This window comes from Lederbergia ruris, from assembly GCF_018332955.1.
GTDB lineage: Bacteria > Bacillota > Bacilli > Bacillales > Bacillaceae_C > Lederbergia > Lederbergia ruris.
In genome coordinates this window covers 1-21,763 of the sequence record NZ_BORB01000053.1, presented here as the reverse complement: position 1 = coordinate 21,763, position 21,763 = coordinate 1, and the positions used below count along the sequence as shown (strand labels likewise).

The window sequence follows — 21,763 nt, the reverse complement described above, 5'->3', positions numbered from 1 at the left end:
GCCAGGATCAAACTCTCATATAATGAAAGAAGTTTGTTTTCCTTCTCAATTGCTGGCAATGGTTCAAAACCATTTATCCATTTATTTATTGACGTTCGTTTCGTTCAGTTTTCAAAGATCAAATTCTCCATCGCTCTGAAGGCGACTTTTATATAATAACATTGGACAATCTCATTGTCAATATTATTTTTTTGCTTTTTTGCTTTGCCCTCTCAAGGACATGTTCTAATATACCAAGTTTCTTATTTAAATGCAAGAGTTATTTTTTAAAAAATATACTTACTAATGACTTCCTGCAGTTAGTAAGTATAAAAAGTACTCTAGCCATTATCTACTATACACTCTATATAAAGATTTCTATTTTTTTCAAGATCTATGATTTCCCCTGTCTCTATCCTTACAAGTGGGCGCAATTGCGCATCTGCTTTAGAAAATACGACTTCTGCTTGTTGACCATTTGATAAATGGATAGTCGTACCAATTGGTAAGTTTGCAATAGTCGCTATAAGTTCTTTTAAGATCGAAATATGCAGTTTACCAAACTGATCAATTTTCATCATCTGAAGCGCCTTGAAAGGAGATTGTTGACTTTTAAATAATCTTTTGGACGTCATAGCATGATAGATATCGGCTATAGCTATAATTTGCGACTGCATTAATAAGGAATTCCCTCTTTTTCCACTTGGATATCCCGTTCCATCTAATCTTTCATGATGCTGAACAATCGCAAGCTTTGTCTCTGGCTTTAATAAGGGGATATCTTTAACCATCTGGTAACTATAAAGTGGATGTTCCTTGATCTTTTTCCGTTCAGAATCGTTCAATGTTCTAGCATTCATAAATAAACTTTCATCAATTCTTGCCATTCCGCAATCGGCTAACAGGCCAGCTAGAGCAACTTGGAATATTTTCCCCTGATTATATCCCAATCTCTTTGCGATCCATCCTGAGAGAATACTAACAGCTACAGGGTGATGATACATGTATTCTTCTGGCTGCGCTAATTGATGGATAGATTGAATCGATCTCTTATCTTCCAAGGCAATTGTTAATAAAGGGGTAAGGATAGCACGCACATTTGAAATGTTAATCGGTAAACCTGTTTGCCATAGCTGGAATTCCTTCTTAAACCGTTGAACGGCTCGTTCGTATTCGTGGGTAAAAGTTGTATGAACAGGAAGATTCTCTTGATTTTGGTCTACATCTTTTCTAGGTTCCTTTTCACTAGTGTTTTCCTTCTCAAATTCCACCTCGATTCCCTCTATTAAAAAGGCTTTCAAAACTTCGATATGCATTTTTGTTATTTTTGTATTAGCTGGTATAAGTGGACGGCTGGATCGTCCATATACATCTTTCTGAACGATGTATCCTTCCCTAAGTTCCCCCACTTTTACAATCATGTAATCACTTCCAATTTAGCGTTTATAGAAAAGTCTCCTTACTATTTTATTCGGCCAATATGGCGAATTCTTAAGTATTGAAAAAGGACGCCAAAATTGGCGCCCTTCTCTTAGTCTTCATTTGGGGATTCTGGAAGTTCCTCATTTCCTTCTTCCTCTATAGCTTCTTCTTCCTTCTCAACTTTCGCAACGGTTGAAACAGAAGAATCATCGCCAAGAGTCATTAATTTGACTCCTTGTGTGTTTCTTCCAATTACAGAGATATCTTGAACATCCATTCGAATCACAATTCCGCTATCGGTGATGATCATAATATCTTCATCGCCTTGGACGGTTTCTACAGCAACCACCGTTCCAGTTCGTTCAGTGATCTTACAGGTAATTAACCCTTTTCCACCACGACTTTGGATCCGATATTCTGCGGCTGGGGTCCGTTTTCCAAAGCCATTTTTCGTTACAACCAGAACATCTTCATGATCTTCTAATATTTCCATCCCGACTGTTTCGTCATCTTCTGCTAAAGTGATGCCTTTTACCCCTGTGGCTGTTCTTCCCATCGATCTAACATCTGTTTCATTAAATCGAATCAGTAAGCCATTCTTGGTCCCTACGATAATGTCTTTATTTCCATCCGTTAATTTTACGGAAATTAATTCATCATTTTCTCTTAAACCAAGAGCAATTAATCCATTTGTTCTAATATTAGCGAAGGCAGAAACTGGGGTACGCTTGATAACCCCCTGTTTCGTAGCGAAGAATAAATACCAACTTTCAAGAAATTCTTCGACACAAATCACTGTATTAATCCATTCATCTTTCTCAATTCCCAAAAGGTTGATAATCGGGAGCCCTTTTGCCGTTCGGCTAAATTCAGGTATTTCATATCCCTTTGCACGGTAGACTTTCCCTTTATTAGTGAAAAATAGAATCGTATCATGAGTCGAAGTTGTAATCAGATGTTGAACAAAGTCATTCTCGTTCGTCCCCATCCCTTGTACACCACGGCCACCACGTCTTTGACTACGATAAGTCGTAATCGGCAGACGTTTAATATAACCATTGTGGGTAAGAGTGACAACAATATTCTCCCTTGGTATCAGGTCTTCATCTTCAATTTGTTCAATTCCACCCGAAACTATTTCTGTTCTCCGTCCATCATCAAAGCGTTCTTTAATTTCAAGGAGTTCTTCTCTAATGATTTCTAGCACTTTTTCTTCATCGGCTAGAATTGCCTTAAGTTCAGAAATCAATTGAAGCAAATTTTGATATTCTTCTTCAATTTTTTCTCGCTCTAAACCAGTTAGACGCTGCAAACGCATATCCAAAATAGCCTGAGCCTGCTTTTCTGTTAGATCAAATTGTTCCATTAAGCCGTTTCGTGCGATCTCCGTTGTTTTAGAGCCACGGATTAAGCTAATAATTGCATCAATATGATCAAGGGCAATTCTTAAACCTTCTAAAATATGGGCTCTCGCTTCCGCTTTACGTAATTCAAATTCGGTCCTTCTACGAATAATCACTTGTTGGTGTTCAAGGTAATATGTCAAACATTGTTTCAGGTTTAAAACTTTTGGTTCGCCATTTACAAGTGCAAGCATGTTGATCCCGAAGCTTGTTTGCATGGCCGTCATTTTATATAAATTATTTAAAATAACTTCTGCATTCGCATCTCTGCGAACTTCCATCACAATTCTCATTCCGTTACGGTCTGATTCATCATTTAATTCCGTGATGCCATCGATTTTTTTATCGCGGACTAATTCTGCAATTCTTTCAATTAGCTTCGCTTTATTTACTTGATAAGGTAGTTCATGAACGATGATCGTTTCTCTTCCATTTGCCTTTGTCTCAATATCTACCTTTGCCCGAATAATAATCGAACCTCTACCTGTTTCATAAGCCCTTCTAATACCACTTCGGCCAATGATCATACCCGCTGTTGGGAAGTCAGGTCCGGGAATATATTCCATTAGCTCTTGGATTGAAATTTCAGGTTCCTTACTCAAAGCAAGGATCGCATTAATGACTTCTCCTAGTTGATGAGGTGGAATATTAGTCGCCATTCCAACCGCAATCCCGGATGTCCCATTCACTAAAAGATTCGGAAATCGTGATGGCAGTACTTCTGGTTCCTTTTCGGATCCATCATAGTTATCTTTATAATCAATCGTATCCTTCGTGATATCTCGAACAAGCTCCATCGAAATTTTCGACATTCTCGCTTCTGTATAACGCATGGCTGCTGCCGAGTCACCGTCAACAGAACCAAAGTTCCCATGCCCATCCACAAGCATATAGCGATAACTAAAATCTTGTGCCATCCGTACCATTGTTTCATAAACAGCTGAATCGCCATGAGGGTGATATTTTCCGATCACTTCTCCGACAATTCTTGCCGACTTTTTAAAAGCTTTGTCACTCGTCATTCCAAGATCATTCATCGCATATAAAATTCGACGATGAACAGGTTTTAAGCCATCACGCACATCGGGAAGAGCCCGCGACACGATGACACTCATCGCATAATCTAAGAAAGATGTACGCATCTCTTGACTTAAATTAATTTCTCTTACATTCGAATCGGCCATAATATTGACACCCTCCTCTCCCGTGGTTTTAAATATCTAAGTTTTTCACATATAATGCATTTTCTTCAATAAAGACCCGACGCGGTTCGACTTTTTCTCCCATGAGCATATCAAAGGTTCTATCCGCATCAATCGCATCTTCCAAGCTAACTTGTAGCATGGTTCTGCCTTCCGGATCCATGGTTGTTTCCCATAATTGTTCTGGATTCATTTCACCAAGACCTTTATAACGCTGAATACCTGGTTTTGGAGCCTCTGGTAGTTCCGCTAGCTTTTCATCCAATTCTTTATCAGAATACACGTAATGGTCCTTTTTCCCTTGAGAAATTTTGAATAATGGTGGCTGCGCAATATACACATATCCCGCTTCAACCAAAGGTCTCATAAAACGATAGAAGAATGTTAATAATAATGTTCGTATATGAGCACCATCCACATCCGCATCTGTCATAATCACAACTTTATGATAACGAGCTTTCACAATATCAAACTCTTCGCCAATTCCTGTGCCAAGGGCCGTAATAATCGTCCGAATTTCATTATTGGAAAGAATTCGGTCCAATCGGGCTTTTTCTACATTGAGGATTTTTCCTCTCAAAGGTAAGATCGCTTGAAAATGTCGATCCCGTCCTTGCTTAGCGGATCCTCCCGCTGAATCACCCTCAACGATATAAAGTTCACTAATTTTAGGATCTCGTGAAGAGCAATCTGCAAGCTTCCCAGGTAGATTAGAGATTTCTAAAGCACTTTTTCTTCTCGTTAGGTCACGTGCTTTTTTCGCCGCATCACGTGCTCTTGCTGCCATCAAGCCTTTATCGACAATTTTCCGAGCTAACACAGGGTTTTCTAATAAAACTTTCGCAAAATGCTCAGAAAAGAGAGCGTCAGTAATCTGACGGACCTCTGAATTCCCTAGTTTTGTTTTGGTTTGTCCTTCAAATTGTGGTTCAGGATGTTTAATTGAAATAATCGCCGTTAATCCTTCCCGAACATCTTCACCAGAAAGATTGCTATCATTTTCTTTGAAAATATTGTTTCGCCTTGCATAATCATTGATTACTCTTGTCAATGCTGTTTTAAAGCCAAATTCGTGAGTTCCACCTTCATACGTATGGATATTATTGGCAAACGAATAGAGATTGCTGGTAAAGCCATCATTATATTGCAGAGCTACTTCCACCATGATTTCATCTCTTTCGCCTTCAATGTAAACAGGCTCTTCATGGAGGACCTCTTTAGTATGATTCAGATATTCAACATATGATTTAATACCGCCCTCATAGTGGTATTCCGCTTTTTTGCCTTCCTCACGTTTATCTTCAATCGTTAATTTTAACCCTTTATTAAGAAAAGCCAATTCTCTTGTACGAGTAGCTAATGTATCAAAGTCATAAACGGTTGTTTCCTTAAAAATTTCAGGATCTGGTAAGAAGTGAATAATGGTTCCGGTTTTATCTGTCTCGCCGATCACTTTCAAATCGAAAGCAGGTACACCGCGCTCATATTTTTGATAATGAATTTTTCCATTCAAATGGACATATACTTCAAGCTCAGAGGATAGAGCATTTACAACAGAAGCCCCTACCCCATGGAGTCCACCGGATACTTTATATCCACCTCCACCAAATTTACCTCCAGCATGAAGAACAGTTAAAATAACCTCAACAGCTGGTCTTCCCATTTTTTCTTGAATTCCTACCGGAATTCCACGTCCATTATCAGTTACGGTAATACTATTATCTTTTTCAATCACAAGATTAATTTCATCACAATAGCCCGCCAAGGCTTCGTCAATACTATTATCTACAATTTCCCATACTAAATGATGAAGTCCTTTTGAACTTGTAGAGCCTATATACATCCCTGGCCTTTTTCGAACGGCCTCCAAGCCTTCAAGCACTTGGATTTGATGCTCATCATATAATTGTTTTTGAACTTCTTTGTGGTCCATTGTCAAAAAACTCACCCGCTCTTTCAATCAATTTTGCCTATTGACAAAACATCTATATCAGTAACTCATGGTCTTTCATATCCAACAACCGTTTTTTTAATGTTGATGAGGCTATAGGAGAGAAATAAATATGAGGTTCTGTAATGATCAAAGATTTGAAATCTCCATTGGATAGATTAATAATGAATTCTTCTTTATGCTGCAAAAACTTTTGGATTTCAAGAGAATATTCAACTGTCTCTTTTTCCAGAATAGCAATGATGTCATCCGATCGAATCATCATATCTTCCCCAGCATGAACATACATTCCTTCACCTCATTTCTCCCTTTCAATTTCACCGTTTCGAACTATGAAAGTAGTCGCGTCTGTTAAGGTTCTATGGTCAATGCCATCTACTGTTGTGGTCGTAACAAAAGTTTGGATTCTTCCCTTAATCGTATTGAGAAGATGAGACCTCCGATAATCATCCAATTCTGATAAAACATCATCAAGAAGTAGAATGGGATATTCACCAATTTCAGAATGAATTAAGTCAATTTCTGCTAATTTCACTGAAAGGGCTGTTGTCCGTTGTTGTCCCTGGGAACCAAATGTTTGAACATCCCGCCCATTCACAAGAAAACCAATCTCATCTCGATGAGGCCCCATTAAAGTAATTCCTCGATCAATCTCTCTTTGCTCAAGGGAGACAAACTTTTCCTCTAATCCTTTTATCATCTTTGACCAATCTACTTCATTCGATACCTCAATGGAGGGCTTATAGCGAATTTCAAGTTTTTCTTTCCCTTGTGATATTCCTTCATGAATCGGTTGTGCCCATTTTTCTAACATGCGAATAAACTCAAAGCGCTTTTGCATGACTTTGATCGCTACTTCCGCAAATTGTTCATTCAAAACATGTAAAAATGTTTTATCAACATTCTTCCTAGCTTGTAGTTGTTTCAGAAAATGATTACGTTGTTGTAATACCTTTTGAAAACGATTCATATCATGTAAATAAACAGGGGAAACTTGCCCAATTTCCATATCAATAAAACGACGCCTAATTTGTGGACTTCCCTTAACAAGGTGAAGATCTTCAGGCGCAAACATTACAACATTCATATTTCCGACATAGTGGCTTAACTTCTTTTGTTCAATATGATTAAATTTAGCCTTTTTCCCTTTTTTGGAAATCGTCAGTTCTAGAGGGACAGCTCCATGAATTTTTTCTATCCTACCTTCTATTTTAGCATACTCTGCATCCCAACGGACTAAATCTTTATCATTTGACGTACGATGGGACTTGGCCATTCCTAATACATAGATCGATTCCATTACATTTGTTTTCCCTTGAGCATTCTCCCCCAGAATCACATTGACATTATTTTCAAAATTTAGCTGAAGGCTTTTGTAATTCCTAAAATTAACCAATTCCAACTCTTCAATATACATGAAGACAACATCCTTTAATGAACAATAGTAAAGCTACCGATCCCTTTAATCTCTATTTTATCATGGATCTTAAGTTTACGCCCTCTCCGTTGGTCTTGCTCCCCATTAATCCAAACCTCATATTCACTTAAAAACCATTTCGCCATGCCACCGGAAGAAATAAGATCTGTTAGCTTTAAAAATTGTCCTAACGTGATCGTGTCCGTATCGATCTTCACTTCATTTTCCATATCGCTCACTCATTTCCCGAATAATCACTCTCCTTATTTTACTAAAAGAAGCACAAGAAGACAAAGAAAAGTGGGAAGAATAGTTAAACGTAGATCCTATGGAAACGCCGTTCTGATTTGCTGCCTATTATGCAAAAGGAAAATCCCGCCAGGTGGCAGGATTTTTGAAGAATATTAAAATGTCCTAACAGGCATATTCAATTGTAAAATCGTATCATCGTGTACAGATTGAATAATAAAGGGTCGCATAGCCCCTGTAAATCTAATTTTGATGTCTGTTCCTTCTACCGCTTTTAAGGCATCCATCATATATTTTGCACTAAATGATATTTTGAGTTCTTCTCCCTCAATCGACTCCGTATTGATTTGCTCAACAACCGTTCCGATTTCAGGTGTGGTAGATGATATTTCAATCTTCTCCCCCTCTATCGTCGTTAATTTCACGACATTATTCCGGTCACTTCGGGTCAATAACGAAGCACGATCAATTGCATGTAAGAAGTCTTTAGAAGGCAAAACTAATTGGGTTTTATAATCTGTTGGAATCAGTTTAGATGTATCTGGATAATTCCCTTCCAACAAACGGGAAAAGAATAAAAGATTTTTGAATTTAAATAAGATCTGGTTATCTGTGATCACGATATCTACTAAATCATTGGATCCATCTAGAATTTTACTTAACTCTATTAAACTTTTCCCAGGGATGACCGCTTGAAATGAGTTTTCCCCTGCCCCTTCAACAGGTGCTGTCCTCATCGCTAGACGGTGACTATCTGTTGCTGTACAAGTTAAAACATTATTTTCCACCAACCAGTTTACACCTGTCAAAATGGGGCGTGTTTCTGAGGTGGACACTGCAAAAACCGTTTGTCTAATTAGGGTTTTTAACAAATCGGCTGGTAACGAAAAAACATGTTCCTCTGGTATTTGTGGTAAGTATGGATATTCATCTGGATCTAAACCATTTAAATTAAACTCCGCAGATCCTGAACGAATAATTGTTTGTTGATGGTTCAATACTTCAAATTCAACTGTATCCATAGGTAATTTACGAACGATTTCTGAGAAAAACTTGGCATTTAAAACAATTCCACCTGTTTCTTGTACTTCTACAATCTCATCCCCGTTTTCTTCTTTTGGAATGAAAGACTCAATGGAAATATCAGAGTCACTCCCTGTAAAAGTTAACCCTTCTTCTGTCGCAATCATTTTAATCCCCGTTAATATCGGGATGGTTGTTCTTGAAGATACAGCTTTTGTTACATCTTGGACACTATCCATTAGTCGGTTGCGCTGAATAATAAACTTCATGTTTGGCCTCCTTCAGTCATCAAAAATTTTATAGTCATAATATTAATTATTAATAATAAAAAAATAGTAATAATAGTAATAGTACCTGTGAATATGTGGATAAGTCTGTGTATGACTAGATTTTACGGGTTATTCACATGTGGAAAGACTGTGCATGAAGGAAAGAGAATTATGCACAAGATCCCCATTATGAATTTTTTAAGGAAGCCTGAATCTCCTCTAGTTTACTTTTAAAATTGGAATCTGTTTCTATGAGTTTGGAAATTTTCTCATGCGCATGGATCACAGTTGTATGATCTCTGCCACCAAATTCTTCTCCAATTTTAGGCAGGGAGAAATCTGTAAGCTCTCTTGATAAGTACATAGCAATTTGTCTAGGAAAAGCAATCGACTTTGTCCTTTTCTTTGCCTTGAAATCTTCAAGCTTAACATTATATTCGGCACCGATTATTTTTTGTATATCTAGAATGGTAATTTCCTTTTGTTTTGCCCCTGGAATAATACTTTTTAATGCTTCCGCAGCCAAATCAGCATTAATATCTTTATTAATTAGAGAAGAGAAAGCGACAACGCGAATGAGCGCCCCTTCTAGTTCCCTTATATTTGTATCAATTTGGTTTGCAATGTAGAGCATGACTTCATTCGGAATATCTAATCCATCTGCTTTTGCCTTTTTTCGCAAAATGGCGATTCTTGTTTCTAAATCTGGCGGAGTAATATCTGTAATAAGGCCCCATTCAAAACGAGAACGCAATCGATCCTCAAGGGTTGGAATTTCCTTTGGTGGACGATCACTTGCAATGACAATTTGTTTACTCTCTTCATGAAGAGTATTAAATGTATGGAAAAATTCTTCCTGAGTTGATTCTTTTCCAGCAAGGAATTGAATATCATCTATTAATAGAATATCGACACTACGGTATTTATTGCGAAAATCGACCGCCTTATTGTCACGAATCGCATTGATAAATTCGTTTGTAAATTTTTCCGATGATAAATAAACGACTTTGGCATCCGGTTTATGTTCGACAATATAATGTCCGATCGCGTGCATAAGGTGGGTCTTCCCCATTCCGACGCCACCATAAATAAACAATGGATTATAGGCCTTGGCTGGTGCTTCCGCTACAGCTAAAGATGCAGCATGAGCAAATCGATTTCCAGCACCAATGACAAAAGTTTCAAAGGTATATTTGGGATTAAGCATATTTTGATAGACATCTACTGACTCTTTCTTTTCCACCTTTTGAATTGCGGGGGCTTTTTTCTCTTCTTCTTCTTGATCAGGAGGGATAATGAATTTTACGTGTAATTCTTCACCAATAATTTCATATAGGAGGCCAGCTAATAATTCTGTGTAATGTCCTTCTAGCCAATCTCTTGCAAATTCATTAGGCGCCGTCACAATCATTGTATCCCCTTGGAGCTTGTGAGCCTTCGTAAGCCGTAACCATGTATCAAAACTTGGTTTGCTTACCTTTTTTTCAATACTTAATAGAACTTGATCCCAAAGCTCAGCTATGTTTTCCAAATTTCTACCTCCCTTGCTTTAGGTCAACACCGCTGTTATATAACTGCGTCCCTTTATTTTTTAGTTGAAGTATAAATATACATCGCTATGAATGTGGGTAAATATATATATAAGTAGAAAAACAGTTTTCGACATCTTCCACCTATTGTGGACAAGTTTATTCAGTAGAGGTGGATAATATATCCACAAGATATCCACATCTGTGGATAATAGAATAAATAGCAAAAAGATGTCCAGAGTGAAAACAACATAATCATATCAAATAAACATGAACTAATCAATGTGTAGGAAGAAGTATCCCCAAAGTCAAGTATAAGTGGACGAAAGTTACCCACAGGCCGTTGGTTTGTGAAAAACTTGTCGATATCTGTTGTGGATAATAAAAGAACGTGTCGAAAATATCCACAAGTGGATAATAGAGAGGAAAATAGTCACGAAATAGCTCTGAGGATAAACTGAAATGAGAATGTGTTGAAGTTTTTATCATGATCATCCTTGGCCTCTTGACAACAAAACTTCATCTATTTATACTTATTTAGTATGTCTGCTAAGGAAATTTTTTGTTTAACCTCGAGGAGGTGTCATGAATGAAAAGAACATTTCAACCAAATAAAAGAAAAAGAAGCAAAGTACACGGTTTCCGTCAACGTATGAGCACGAAAAATGGTCGTAAAGTTTTGGCTGCTCGTCGTCGTAAAGGAAGAAAAGTGTTATCAGCGTAGACCACTGAAACGTCTCAGTGGTCTTTTTTTAGATTCTAGGTCTAGCTAATGATAGATCCGGAATCTACACTTTAATTTTTGAAAAGACAGATACTGTGGGTGAAAGAATGAAAAAAGGATTTAGAATCAAAAAAAATGATGATTTCCAAGCTGTTTTTAAAAAGGGCAAATCAGTCGCCAATCGACAGTTTGTTGTTTATATATTGAAAAAAGAGGAACAAGAAAATTTCAGGATAGGCCTCTCTGTAAGTAAAAAAGTTGGCAATGCGGTAAAACGAAATCAAATAAAGCGCTATATACGCCAAGTGTTTCATGAATTAAGCCCACAAATTAAAAGAGGAAATGATTATGTGATTATCGCGAGGAAGCCAGTAGCAGAGATGGACTATCATCAAACAAAAAAAAGCTTACAACATGTTCTTAGGCTTGGAAAAGTCCTAAATAAGTTGGAAAATAATTAAAAAAACGCCATTTTTTCACAACTTCTCCTTATAAAAATGGTAAAATAGCCAAAGAACTTAAGTTATAGTGCATGTTCAAAAAGGAGGATAAAAAGGACCAAGAAGTTCGAGGCGGCGCAGCTTCGAGCAGCGGAATGTATGAAGTTAGATACATGAGCAGCGCAGAAACAAGCCAACGAAGAAATTCGCAGTGTCATTTTTACCGGACTTTTTGAACATCCGCTTATAGATGAATGCTTAACGAAAACAGGAGGATAATAGGCTTGAAAAAGAGAATATTATGGATATCGGCTATTGTTTTAGTCGTATTATTGGCTGCAGGGTGTTCTACTATCGATAACCCTGATTATATTACGGCTGAAAGTACGGGATTTTGGAGCAAATATATTGTTTATCCATTATCATGGGTCATTACCACTTTCGCAGAAATGTTTGGCAATAGTTATGGACTAGCTATTATTGTCGTAACGATTTTAATTCGACTTGCAATCTTACCGCTTATGATTAAACAAACGCAAAATTCAAAAGCAATGCAAGCCATTCAACCGGAAATGCAGAAATTGAAAGAGAAATATAGTTCCAAAGACCAAAAGACGCAGCAGAAATTACAAGAGGAAACAATGAAGCTTTTTCAAACACATAATGTGAACCCTTTGGCAGGCTGTTTCCCACTTTTGATTCAAATGCCGATTTTAATCGGATTTTACCAGGCGATTATTCGGACTGAGGGAATATCGAAAGCGGGAGACTTCCTTTGGTTTGACCTAGGCGCACCAGACCCATTGTATCTGTTACCGATCATTGCCGGAATTACAACTTTCTTGCAGCAAAAAATTATGATGGCTGGAACAGGTAGTGCGAATCCACAAATGCAAATGATGCTTTATATTATGCCTGTAATGATTTTAATTTTTGCGATTAATTTTCCAGCAGCTTTAGCTTTATACTGGGTGGTCGGAAATATATTTATGATTGCACAAACGTATTTTATTAAACCACCAGTTGCTCAAACAAATACTCAAACGAATACAAATAAGGGAAAGGTGAGGGGAGCTAAAAAGTGAGAGAAATCACTGCTACTGGACAAACCGTTGAAGAAGCAGTAGAATCCGCATTGGCTCAACTAAACACAACAAAAGATCGGACAGAAATCACCATTGTGGAAGAGGGAAAAAGGGGATTACTTGGTTTATTTGGTGCAAAGCCAGCGATTGTAAAAGTAAAAGTAAAACCGACAGCGCTTGAAACAACAGTAGATTATGTAAAAACGATCTTAACGAATATGGAAATTTCAGCTGAAATAGAAATCGAACAAAAAGGGGAAAGACATGTCATTTTGCATATAACAGGTGAGAAAATGGGGCTTTTGATCGGAAAAAGAGGCCAAACGATCAATTCTTTACAATATTTAGCTCAACTTGTAGCAAATCGGCATGCGGATCCGTATATTACGGTGATCTTGAATCCAGAAAATTATCGGGATCGTCGGGAGCAAACCCTGAAACAATTAGCTGAACGACTTGCCTCAAAGGCGATTCAGTTACAAAAAACTGTAAAACTCGAACCGATGCCCAATTTTGAGCGAAAAATTATTCATACGGCACTAGCGGGAAATAAAAAGGTCCAGACAGTTTCCGATGGCCATGAGCCTAATCGTTATATTGTCATTAAACCAATTTCATGAACTTAAATGAGGAACATCTGCTATATATTATATTAGTGGATGTTCTTTGTTTATGAATAAAATAGCCATCCTTACCGAAAAAAGAAGGTAAAAGCTGATAAAAAATATTTCTTCCAATCGTGTAATATAAACAAAAACTATGTTATACACATAGGGATGATGATAAGATAGATCTAATAAGTTGGATGAAATGGATGGTGACCTACATGATTCAGAAAGCTCCATCAGAAAAAAATCGAGATTTTTGGATATTTCTGATCGCGGTGCTACTGTTATGGATTAAAATTTCGATTCTGTACAAATGGTGCTTTCATATATCTACCCAATCTTTTTGGGAAGCATTTTTATTAGAAGCGACCACCTTAGGGTCTCTTTTAGGGATTTTCAGTTTAGTCTTTTTATCCAAAAAACATCGACCCAAGCTATGTATATCGCTTTATTTTCTCTTAACCGCTATATTATATGGAAATGTGCTTTATTATCGCTTTTACATTGACTTTGTAACGATTCCAGTCCTATTCCAATTTAAAAATGTAGGCGGTTTAAGTCAAAGTACAATGGAATTGATCAAGTTTTATGATGTGTTTTTATTTCTGGATTGCCTTGTGTTTATCCTTTTAGCAAAACAGCAGGTGCTGAAGCAATACACCCTCTCCATCCGAAAAAAGGTGGTCCAAAGCACCATTTGCCTGACTGTAATTGTTCCGATTGTTGTTTCATGTTTTTATCACTCAGGCTTTTGGAATCAATCTTATGATAAGGAATTGATTGTGAAATCTTTAGGGCTTTATTCTTATCATCTTTTCGATGTTTTTCAAAATTCAAAGTCCTCTATGAAAAGCGTTTTAGCTGATAGTAGTGAAGTGGAGGAAATTGCAAGTTATGTAAAAAAGAAGCAAAAGTCAGGTACCGTACCCGAATATCACGGTATAGCAAGCGGCAAAAATGTGATTGTGATTTTTTTGGAATCAACGCAAGGCTTCGTGATGGATCGGGAAATTGACGGTCAGGAAGTTACACCTTATTTAAACCAATTAAAGAAGGAAAGTTTATATTTCCCTAATTTTTATCACCAAACAGCCCAGGGAAAGACATCTGATGCAGAATTTATTCTAGACAATAGTTTATATCCATTATCAGGTGGATCTGTTTTTGTTAGAAAAACGAATAATCATTTCGTATCATTGCCGAAAATCTTAAAGGAACAGAATTATTATTCCGCAAGTTTCCATGGAAATGATGCCTTTTTTTGGAATCGGAAAGTGGCCTATGAATCATTTGGTTATGACCGCTTTTTCTCTAAAGAAGATTTTGAGGTAACCGAGGAAAATTCTATTAATTATGGCTTAAAGGATATCGAATTTTTCCAACAATCGATACCGTATTTATCAGAATTACCTGAGCCTTATTATGCAAAATTTCTAACGTTAACCAATCACTTTCCTTATTTGCTAGACCCAGAGGACCGATGGATATCTGAACCGGATACCGATCAAGGGATGGTGAATCGATATTTCACAACTGTCCGATATGAGGATGAAGCGATCAAAACATTTTTTAATGAAATAAAAGGATCGGAAATATATGACAATAGTATTTTTGTTTTATTTGGGGATCATTACGGTATTTCTAAAAGTTATTATGATGCGCTTGGTAAGGTCCTAGGTCACGAAATTTCCCCTAATGATGATATGGAATTACAAAAGGTACCTCTATTGATTCATATTCCTGGGATGGAAGGGAAGGAAATCACCGCTGTTGGGGGACAAATTGATTTGCGAGCTACGATTCTCGATTTATTAGGAGTATCGGAATCTGATGGGGCTTTATCATTTGGAAAAAGCCTGCTTATGGAAGATCCCAATCGATTTGTCGCCTTTAGAGACGGATCCTTCACGACAAATCAATATTCCTATATCGACCATACGTGTTACGCAAAAGAAACAGGAAAGAAAGTAAAACGAAATTACTGTTCTCCTTATTTTTCAGCTGTTCAACAGGAATTAAATGATTCCGATAAGATTATTTATGGGGATCTCCTGCGTTTTTTGGATTGAGATTCAAAGGCTTGGTATTGTACCAAGTCTTTTTTTTTTTGAAAGGGATTCAGCAATGGAAATAGATTCTAGTGGTCCGGGTTATTGTTATTCACATGTGGATAAGTTAAAATAAAGGATACAGAGTTTTTTGTCCTGTGGATATTTTTTTAATCGAAAAAAAATCTTTTGTGGATATCGAAAATTTGATATTCTAGTTATTTGGGAAAAACTTTTTACTAAGAGTAGCGCATTTTTTGAAATGCGATTTTTTATAAAAGAAGTTGGAGATAGAAAAGAGGTGTTAAAAATGGAGTTTGATACAATTGCGGCGATTTCCACGCCAATGGGAGAAGGAGCGATTGCGATCGTTCGTTTAAGCGGGGAAGAAGCGATTGAAATAGCGGATCAAATTTTTTCCGGAGCGGGGAAGAAGAAGCTAGCAGAAGTACCCTCCCATACCATTCATTATGGAACGATTGTTGATCCCAAATCAGGTGAATTGGTAGAGGAAGTCATGGTTAGTGTGATGAAGGCGCCTAAGACGTTTACGAGAGAAGATGTAGTAGAAATCAATTGTCATGGTGGGATCGTATCGGTTAACCGTGTGCTAGAGCTTGTGTTAACGGTTGGGGCGAGATTAGCGGAACCAGGAGAGTTTACAAAACGTGCCTTTTTAAATGGGCGGATCGATCTATCTCAGGCAGAGGCTGTTATGGACTTAATAAGAGCGAAGACAGATCGGGCAATGAATGTCGCATTAGGCCAAATGGAAGGTCGCTTATCACAGTTAATTTCCAAGTTGCGCCAAGAAATACTAGAAGTTGTGGCACATGTTGAGGTAAATATTGATTATCCGGAATACGATGATGTAGAGGAAATGACACATCAATTATTGTTAGAAAAAGCTACCTATATTCGGGATAAGTTACAAGACGTTCTGCAAACTTCACATCAAGGGAAAATTTTACGTGAAGGTTTATCGACTGTGATTATTGGTAGACCGAATGTGGGGAAATCTTCTTTATTAAATAGTCTTGTCCAGGAGAATAAGGCGATTGTAACCGATATTCCGGGGACGACGAGAGATGTGATTGAGGAATATGTGAATATTCGCGGGGTACCTCTAAGATTAGTGGATACCGCCGGGATTAGAGAAACAGAAGATATTGTCGAGAGAATGGGCGTAGAAAGATCGCGACAAGTATTGAAAAAGGCGGATTTAATTTTATTAGTTGTAAACTCAGCAGATGATTTTACAGATGAAGATCGTCAATTGTTCAAAGCGGTGGAAGGAATGGACGTCATTGTCATTGCCAACAAAACCGACTTACCACAAAAAATCGATTTGGATGAGGTAAGAAGCTTGGCAAAGGATTATCCTTTTGTGACGACTTCTTTACTAGAAGACGAGGGCATTGAGACATTAGAACAGGCCATTGCAGAGATGTTCTTCCAAGGACATGTAGAAGCAGGTGATATGACGTATGTCTCCAACAGCCGCCATATCGCCCTATTAAAACAAGCATTACAGGCAATCGAAGATGTACTCATGGGAATCGACACAGGCACACCAATTGACATCATCCAAATTGATCTCACTCGTACATGGGACCTACTTGGAGAAATCATCGGCGACACTGTAGAAGAAAGTCTACTTAACCAACTCTTTTCTCAATTTTGTCTAGGGAAATAAGAAAAGCGGAGGCGACTGTCTAGCTGCGTACAAACTTGGATAAAAAGGTTAAAAAAGGATAAACGGCTAAGGGCGCCACGCCGTTTTGACCAACATCCTGTTGGCCTCCGTCCTGGCGCAACGCTTTTGTGACCAACATCCTGTTGGCCTGAGATAAAGGAAACACGATGAACCACGAAAAGCGGAAGGCGGTTGTTTAGGGGCGACAAGCAAATGTTCCTAGTTTAGGGTTATTTGACCTCGAGCCCCTACCGCCTGTAGCTAGACACCAATGGGCGAATCGATGTTGACTTATCGTAGGAGGGCACCAAAAGTTTGCTAGCAGCTAGGAGCCGTATCTGGATAAAGAAAGGCTGTTGGCCTAAAATAAATTAAACTTGAAAATTTTAAGGAGGATTAAAGCTTATGCAACAATATGAGGCAGGCCAATATGATGTCATTGTGATCGGAGCGGGCCATGCCGGATGTGAAGCGGGTCTGGCGGCTGCCAGAATGGGTGCAAAAACACTCATGCTGACACTGAATCTTGATATGATCGCGTTCATGCCCTGCAACCCTTCCATTGGGGGACCAGCCAAAGGCGTGGTGGTCCGAGAAATCGATGCACTTGGCGGAGAAATGGCCAAAAATATAGATAAAACGTATATTCAAATGAGAATGTTGAATACAGGAAAGGGTCCTGCGGTGCAAGCTTTACGGGCCCAAGCCGATAAGACTTTATATCAACAAGAAATGAAAAACACATTAGAAAGTGAACCCAATCTTACCTTGCTTCAAGCCATGGTGGATGAGTTAGTTTTAGAAGATGGTGTATGTAAAGGGATTATCACCCATACAGGTGCAGTCTTCCGTGGGGAAGCAGTCGTCATTACAACAGGTACTTTCCTCCGTGGGGAAATTATTTTAGGAGAATTGAAATATTCAAGTGGTCCAAATAATCAAAAGCCATCGATTAAGCTAGCAGAGTATCTACAAGAAATCGGTTTTGAAATGGAGCGGTTTAAAACCGGAACACCGCCACGCATTAACAGCAAAACCATTGATTATAGTAAAACAGAGATCCAACCTGGGGATGAAGAACCACGGGCATTTAGCTATGAAACAACAAAATTCATTACAGACCAATTGCCATGCTGGTTAACATATACGAATTTACAAACACATCAGTTGATTGATGAAAACTTGCATCGTTCTCCAATGTTTTCCGGTATGATCAAGGGAACAGGTGCCCGTTATTGTCCATCGATTGAAGATAAAGTGGTCCGCTTTAACGATAAACCTCGACATCAAATTTTCCTTGAGCCAGAAGGAAGACATACAAATGAAGTATATGTCCAAGGTTTGTCTACCAGTCTACCAGAGGAAGTGCAACATCAATTAATCACAACGGTTCCTGGTTTGGAAAATGCTAAAATGATGCGTCCCGGCTATGCGATTGAATATGATGCTCTTGTCCCAACACAACTTTGGCCAACATTAGAAACGAAGAAAATTAAAAATCTCTATACAGCCGGTCAAATCAATGGAACATCTGGTTATGAAGAAGCGGCCGCTCAGGGAATTATGGCTGGGATTAATGCAGCAAGTCGAGTGCTTGGAAAAGATGAGGTCATTTTAAGCCGGTCTGACGCTTACATCGGCGTTCTCATTGATGATCTTGTGACAAAAGGAACGAATGAGCCATATAGACTCTTAACATCAAGAGCGGAATATCGCTTATTGCTTCGCCATGATAACGCAGATCTCCGTTTAACAGAATTAGGTCATCAAATTGGGTTGATCCCTGAAGAACGTTATGAAAAGTTTATCAATAAAAAAGAAGCGATTGAAAAAGAAATCAAGAGATTTCGCTCAACCATTATTAAACCAAATGAACAAACACAAACTATCATCAAGGAAGCAGGCGGAAGCCCACTGAAGGATGGCATTCGTGCGGCAGATTTAGTCAAACGTCCGGAAATGTCTTATCAAAAGGTTAGCGAATTAATACCATTAGAAGAAGAGTTACCAAAGGATGTCATTGAACAGGTTGAAATTCAACTTAAATATGAAGGCTATATTGAAAAATCACTTCAACAAGTAGAGAAGTTGAAAAAACTAGAGAACAAAAAAATTCCAGAACAAATTGATTATGAAGCGATTAATGGGATTGCGACAGAAGCACGGCAAAAATTAATGAAAGTTCGTCCATTATCCATCGCCCAAGCTTCACGAATTTCAGGTGTCAATCCTTCTGATATTTCGATTTTACTCGTTTACATTGAGCAAGGGAAAATCGCAAAGATAGCAGAAAATGCGGCACAATAACAAAGATATCAAAGGAAGGAACGGCTAACACTTTAAGGATGCAGCCGTTCCGGCCTATATCTTGTAAGCCTATAGATAAGGAATGAATAGAATGAATGTGGATCAATTTGTCAATATGTTGGAGTCAAAGGGAATTCAACTAAATTCTCTTCAGCTTAATCAATTCGAACAATATTTTGAAATATTGGTTGAATGGAATGATAAAATGAATCTAACGGCGATCACAGATCGAGAGGAAGTTTACTTAAAGCACTTTTATGATTCGATCAGCGCCGCTTTCTTTATGGATTTCAAAGGACCCATCCGCCTTTGTGATGTAGGGGCAGGAGCTGGTTTTCCTAGTATTCCTTTAAAGATTTGTTTTCCTGAACTGCACATTACGATTGTTGACTCTTTACAAAAAAGAATCCGCTTTTTGGAGCAACTATCAGCAGAATTACATTTAGAAAATACATATTTTTATCATGATCGTGCTGAGACATTTGCTCAAAATCCTAAATTCCGCGCTCAATTCGATGTGGTGATGGCAAGAGCAGTAGCGAGAATGTCAGTATTGAGTGAATTATGTTTACCACTCGTCAAACAAGGTGGGCGTTTTGTGGCAATGAAGGCGGCCAATGCGGAAGAAGAATTACAAGTGGCGGAAAAAGCCATTAAACAATTAGGTGGAAAAACAGTCTCTGTCCATTCATTTGAATTACCGATTGAAAAAAGTGAGCGGAGCATAATTGTGATTGATAAAATTAAAAGTACACCGAAAAAGTATCCAAGAAAACCTGGAACTCCAAACAAAATGCCTCTAGAATAGGGATATAAAGCAGGAAAAGACCGAAAAAGATAGAATGATATGGTATAGTAGCATGTATACCACTGAAATCGGCAGTAAGATTTGCCTTTTTCATCAAAAAGGCCTACAAGAAGCAGGTCACAAAGGTGTTGCGACGTACAGGACGTACTAGTGCAGGCGAAGCGACAGGAGTCGCCGTACTGAGCCTGCCAGCAGGGATGTTGCGAAATTAGCCTTTGATCCTTAATTAAGCGTTCAAAACAGCCCTTCAAAAGCTGCTAAGAAATAGACCCCATACAGCCTTGGCTTATGGGAGATCAGCTGTAAGGGAGTTTCTATAAGGTGGTGTCGAAGGATGAAGCATCCTTTTTCTCGTTTGTTTGGTATGGGGGATAAAGAATTACCAGTAGATAAAGAGATGGACGAAGAAATAGAGGAAAAAGAAGAAGTACGAAATATCCCCACGACGAAAATTGTCCCAAATCGGTTTCAGCCGAGAACAATCTTTAATGAAGAAAAGATAGAAGAATTAGCAAGAACAATACGGACACATGGCATAATTCAACCGATTGTTGTTAGAGAGATAGAAGACGATCAGTTCGAAATTATTGCAGGAGAGCGCCGCTATCGAGCCATTCAAAGCCTTGGATGGGCAGAAGTACCAGCTATTATTAAAAATTTAAGTGATACAGAAACAGCTTCTGTTGCTTTGATTGAAAATCTACAGCGTGAAGAATTGACACCGATTGAAGAGGCAATCGCCTACGGGAAGTTATTAGATATTCATAATTTAACACAAGAAGCATTAGCCCAACGTCTAGGCAAAGGGCAATCAACTGTAGCCAATAAATTACGTTTATTGAAGTTACCTGAGGAAATCCAAGAAGGCCTGCTGCAAAAGAAAATAACGGAGCGGCACGCAAGAGCATTGATTCCCTTAAAAGATGTTGAGAAACAGGTCCAAGTCATGAATTTGGTGATCGAAAAGAATTTAAACGTAAAACAAACGGAAGAGCAAGTCGTGAAAATGTTAACGCAAAAGGAGAAGCCTAAAAAAAGGCGAAAGGCTATTAGTAAAGATATGAGAATCGCCGTCAACACGATCCGTCAATCTCTTTCCATGGTGACAGATAGTGGTATTAATCTAGATTCAGAGGAAGAGGATTTTGATGAATACTATCAAATCACCATTAAAATACCCAAAAAGGGCGCTAAAAAGTAAAAAAGATCTCTGTCAGTGAGATCCTGCTAAGGTAGAATAGGTATAAATGGAGAAGCTTAAAAAGTTTCTCTTTTTTTATTGCTTAGCGTACTATAAAATTCTAGCTTGTGGATAAGTACTAAAAGTGGGTATTGACATCCAGCTCCAGCGCCCAGCGACTAGCAAACTTTCGGTGCCTGCTTGCGTAGTCAACATCGATTCACCCTTCGGTGTCTAGCTACAGGCGGTAGGGGCTCGAGGTCAAATAACCCTAAACCTAGGAAGGGAAAAACCGTCCTTCCTAGGTTTAGGAACATTTGCTTGTCGCCCCTAAACAACCGCCTTCCGCTTTTCGTGGTTCATCGTGTTTCCTTTATCTCAGGCCAACAGGATGTTGGTCAGAACGGCGTTGCGCCAGGACGG

General features: G+C 38.3%; 17 protein-coding genes. 9 read left to right on the top strand and 8 right to left on the bottom strand.

Annotation, left to right across the window (positions count from 1 at the left end; translation table 11 throughout):
- Positions 1-320 precede the first annotated feature (320 nt).
- From KI363_RS19785 to dnaA, 8 genes are all read right to left on the bottom strand, one after another.
- Entirely contained in the window at positions 321-1,400 is a 1,080-nt protein-coding gene (locus KI363_RS19785) for an HD-GYP domain-containing protein (protein ID WP_212967386.1), read from the bottom strand.
- A 110-nt stretch (positions 1,401-1,510) separates the two neighbouring features.
- A complete protein-coding gene (gene gyrA / locus KI363_RS19780; RefSeq protein WP_212967385.1) occupies positions 1,511-3,988 on the bottom strand; it encodes a DNA gyrase subunit A in 2,478 nt (825 codons plus the stop codon).
- A 28-nt stretch (positions 3,989-4,016) separates the two neighbouring features.
- Positions 4,017-5,939 (bottom strand): DNA topoisomerase (ATP-hydrolyzing) subunit B, encoded by a 1,923-nt coding sequence (gyrB, locus tag KI363_RS19775; RefSeq protein WP_158324130.1) that lies wholly within the window; start codon positions 5,937-5,939, stop codon positions 4,017-4,019.
- Positions 5,940-5,991: 52 nt separating this feature from the next.
- Positions 5,992-6,246 carry an extracellular matrix regulator RemB gene (gene remB, locus KI363_RS19770; protein ID WP_158324129.1) on the bottom strand — a complete coding sequence of 85 codons (255 nt, stop codon included), beginning with the start codon at positions 6,244-6,246 and terminating at the stop codon, positions 5,992-5,994.
- A gap of 9 nt (positions 6,247-6,255) precedes the next feature.
- Positions 6,256-7,374, bottom strand: a complete 1,119-nt coding sequence (gene recF / locus KI363_RS19765) for a DNA replication/repair protein RecF (RefSeq protein WP_158324128.1) — start codon at positions 7,372-7,374, stop codon at positions 6,256-6,258.
- Positions 7,375-7,388: 14 nt separating this feature from the next.
- Complete coding sequence (yaaA, locus tag KI363_RS19760; RefSeq protein ID WP_158324127.1) at positions 7,389-7,604, bottom strand: S4 domain-containing protein YaaA; 216 nt, start codon at positions 7,602-7,604, stop codon at positions 7,389-7,391.
- A gap of 174 nt (positions 7,605-7,778) precedes the next feature.
- Positions 7,779-8,915 (bottom strand): DNA polymerase III subunit beta, encoded by a 1,137-nt coding sequence (dnaN, locus tag KI363_RS19755; RefSeq protein ID WP_158324126.1) that lies wholly within the window; start codon positions 8,913-8,915, stop codon positions 7,779-7,781.
- 187 nt (positions 8,916-9,102) lie between these two features.
- Positions 9,103-10,446, bottom strand: a complete 1,344-nt coding sequence (dnaA, locus tag KI363_RS19750; protein WP_158324125.1) for a chromosomal replication initiator protein DnaA — start codon at positions 10,444-10,446, stop codon at positions 9,103-9,105.
- Between the two features lie 587 nt (positions 10,447-11,033).
- Between dnaA and rpmH the strand changes: the two genes are divergently transcribed.
- From rpmH to noc, 9 genes are all read left to right on the top strand, one after another.
- On the top strand, positions 11,034-11,168 hold the full coding sequence (gene rpmH / locus KI363_RS19745; RefSeq protein ID WP_158324124.1) for a 50S ribosomal protein L34: 135 nt from the start codon (positions 11,034-11,036) through the stop codon (positions 11,166-11,168).
- A gap of 107 nt (positions 11,169-11,275) precedes the next feature.
- Positions 11,276-11,629: a ribonuclease P protein component gene (rnpA, locus tag KI363_RS19740; protein ID WP_158324123.1), complete on the top strand. Its 354-nt coding sequence runs from the start codon at positions 11,276-11,278 to the stop codon at positions 11,627-11,629.
- Between the two features lie 263 nt (positions 11,630-11,892).
- A complete protein-coding gene (spoIIIJ, locus tag KI363_RS19735; protein ID WP_158324122.1) occupies positions 11,893-12,693 on the top strand; it encodes a YidC family membrane integrase SpoIIIJ in 801 nt (266 codons plus the stop codon).
- Positions 12,690-13,313, top strand: coding sequence for an RNA-binding cell elongation regulator Jag/EloR (jag, locus tag KI363_RS19730; RefSeq protein WP_158324121.1), 624 nt, complete (start codon positions 12,690-12,692; stop codon positions 13,311-13,313). The genes spoIIIJ and jag overlap by 4 nt, the downstream gene beginning before the upstream one ends.
- Before the next feature lie 206 nt (positions 13,314-13,519).
- Positions 13,520-15,370, top strand: a complete 1,851-nt coding sequence (locus KI363_RS19725) for an LTA synthase family protein (protein WP_212967384.1) — start codon at positions 13,520-13,522, stop codon at positions 15,368-15,370.
- Positions 15,371-15,659: 289 nt separating this feature from the next.
- A complete protein-coding gene (gene mnmE / locus KI363_RS19720; protein WP_158324119.1) occupies positions 15,660-17,045 on the top strand; it encodes a tRNA uridine-5-carboxymethylaminomethyl(34) synthesis GTPase MnmE in 1,386 nt (461 codons plus the stop codon).
- Between the two features lie 405 nt (positions 17,046-17,450).
- Entirely contained in the window at positions 17,451-19,352 is a 1,902-nt protein-coding gene (gene mnmG, locus KI363_RS19715; protein WP_158324118.1) for a tRNA uridine-5-carboxymethylaminomethyl(34) synthesis enzyme MnmG, read from the top strand.
- Positions 19,353-19,443: 91 nt separating this feature from the next.
- On the top strand, positions 19,444-20,160 hold the full coding sequence (rsmG, locus tag KI363_RS19710) for a 16S rRNA (guanine(527)-N(7))-methyltransferase RsmG (RefSeq protein ID WP_158324117.1): 717 nt from the start codon (positions 19,444-19,446) through the stop codon (positions 20,158-20,160).
- 334 nt (positions 20,161-20,494) lie between these two features.
- On the top strand, positions 20,495-21,361 hold the full coding sequence (noc, locus tag KI363_RS19705; protein WP_158324116.1) for a nucleoid occlusion protein: 867 nt from the start codon (positions 20,495-20,497) through the stop codon (positions 21,359-21,361).
- The last annotated feature ends 402 nt before the right edge of the window (positions 21,362-21,763 follow it).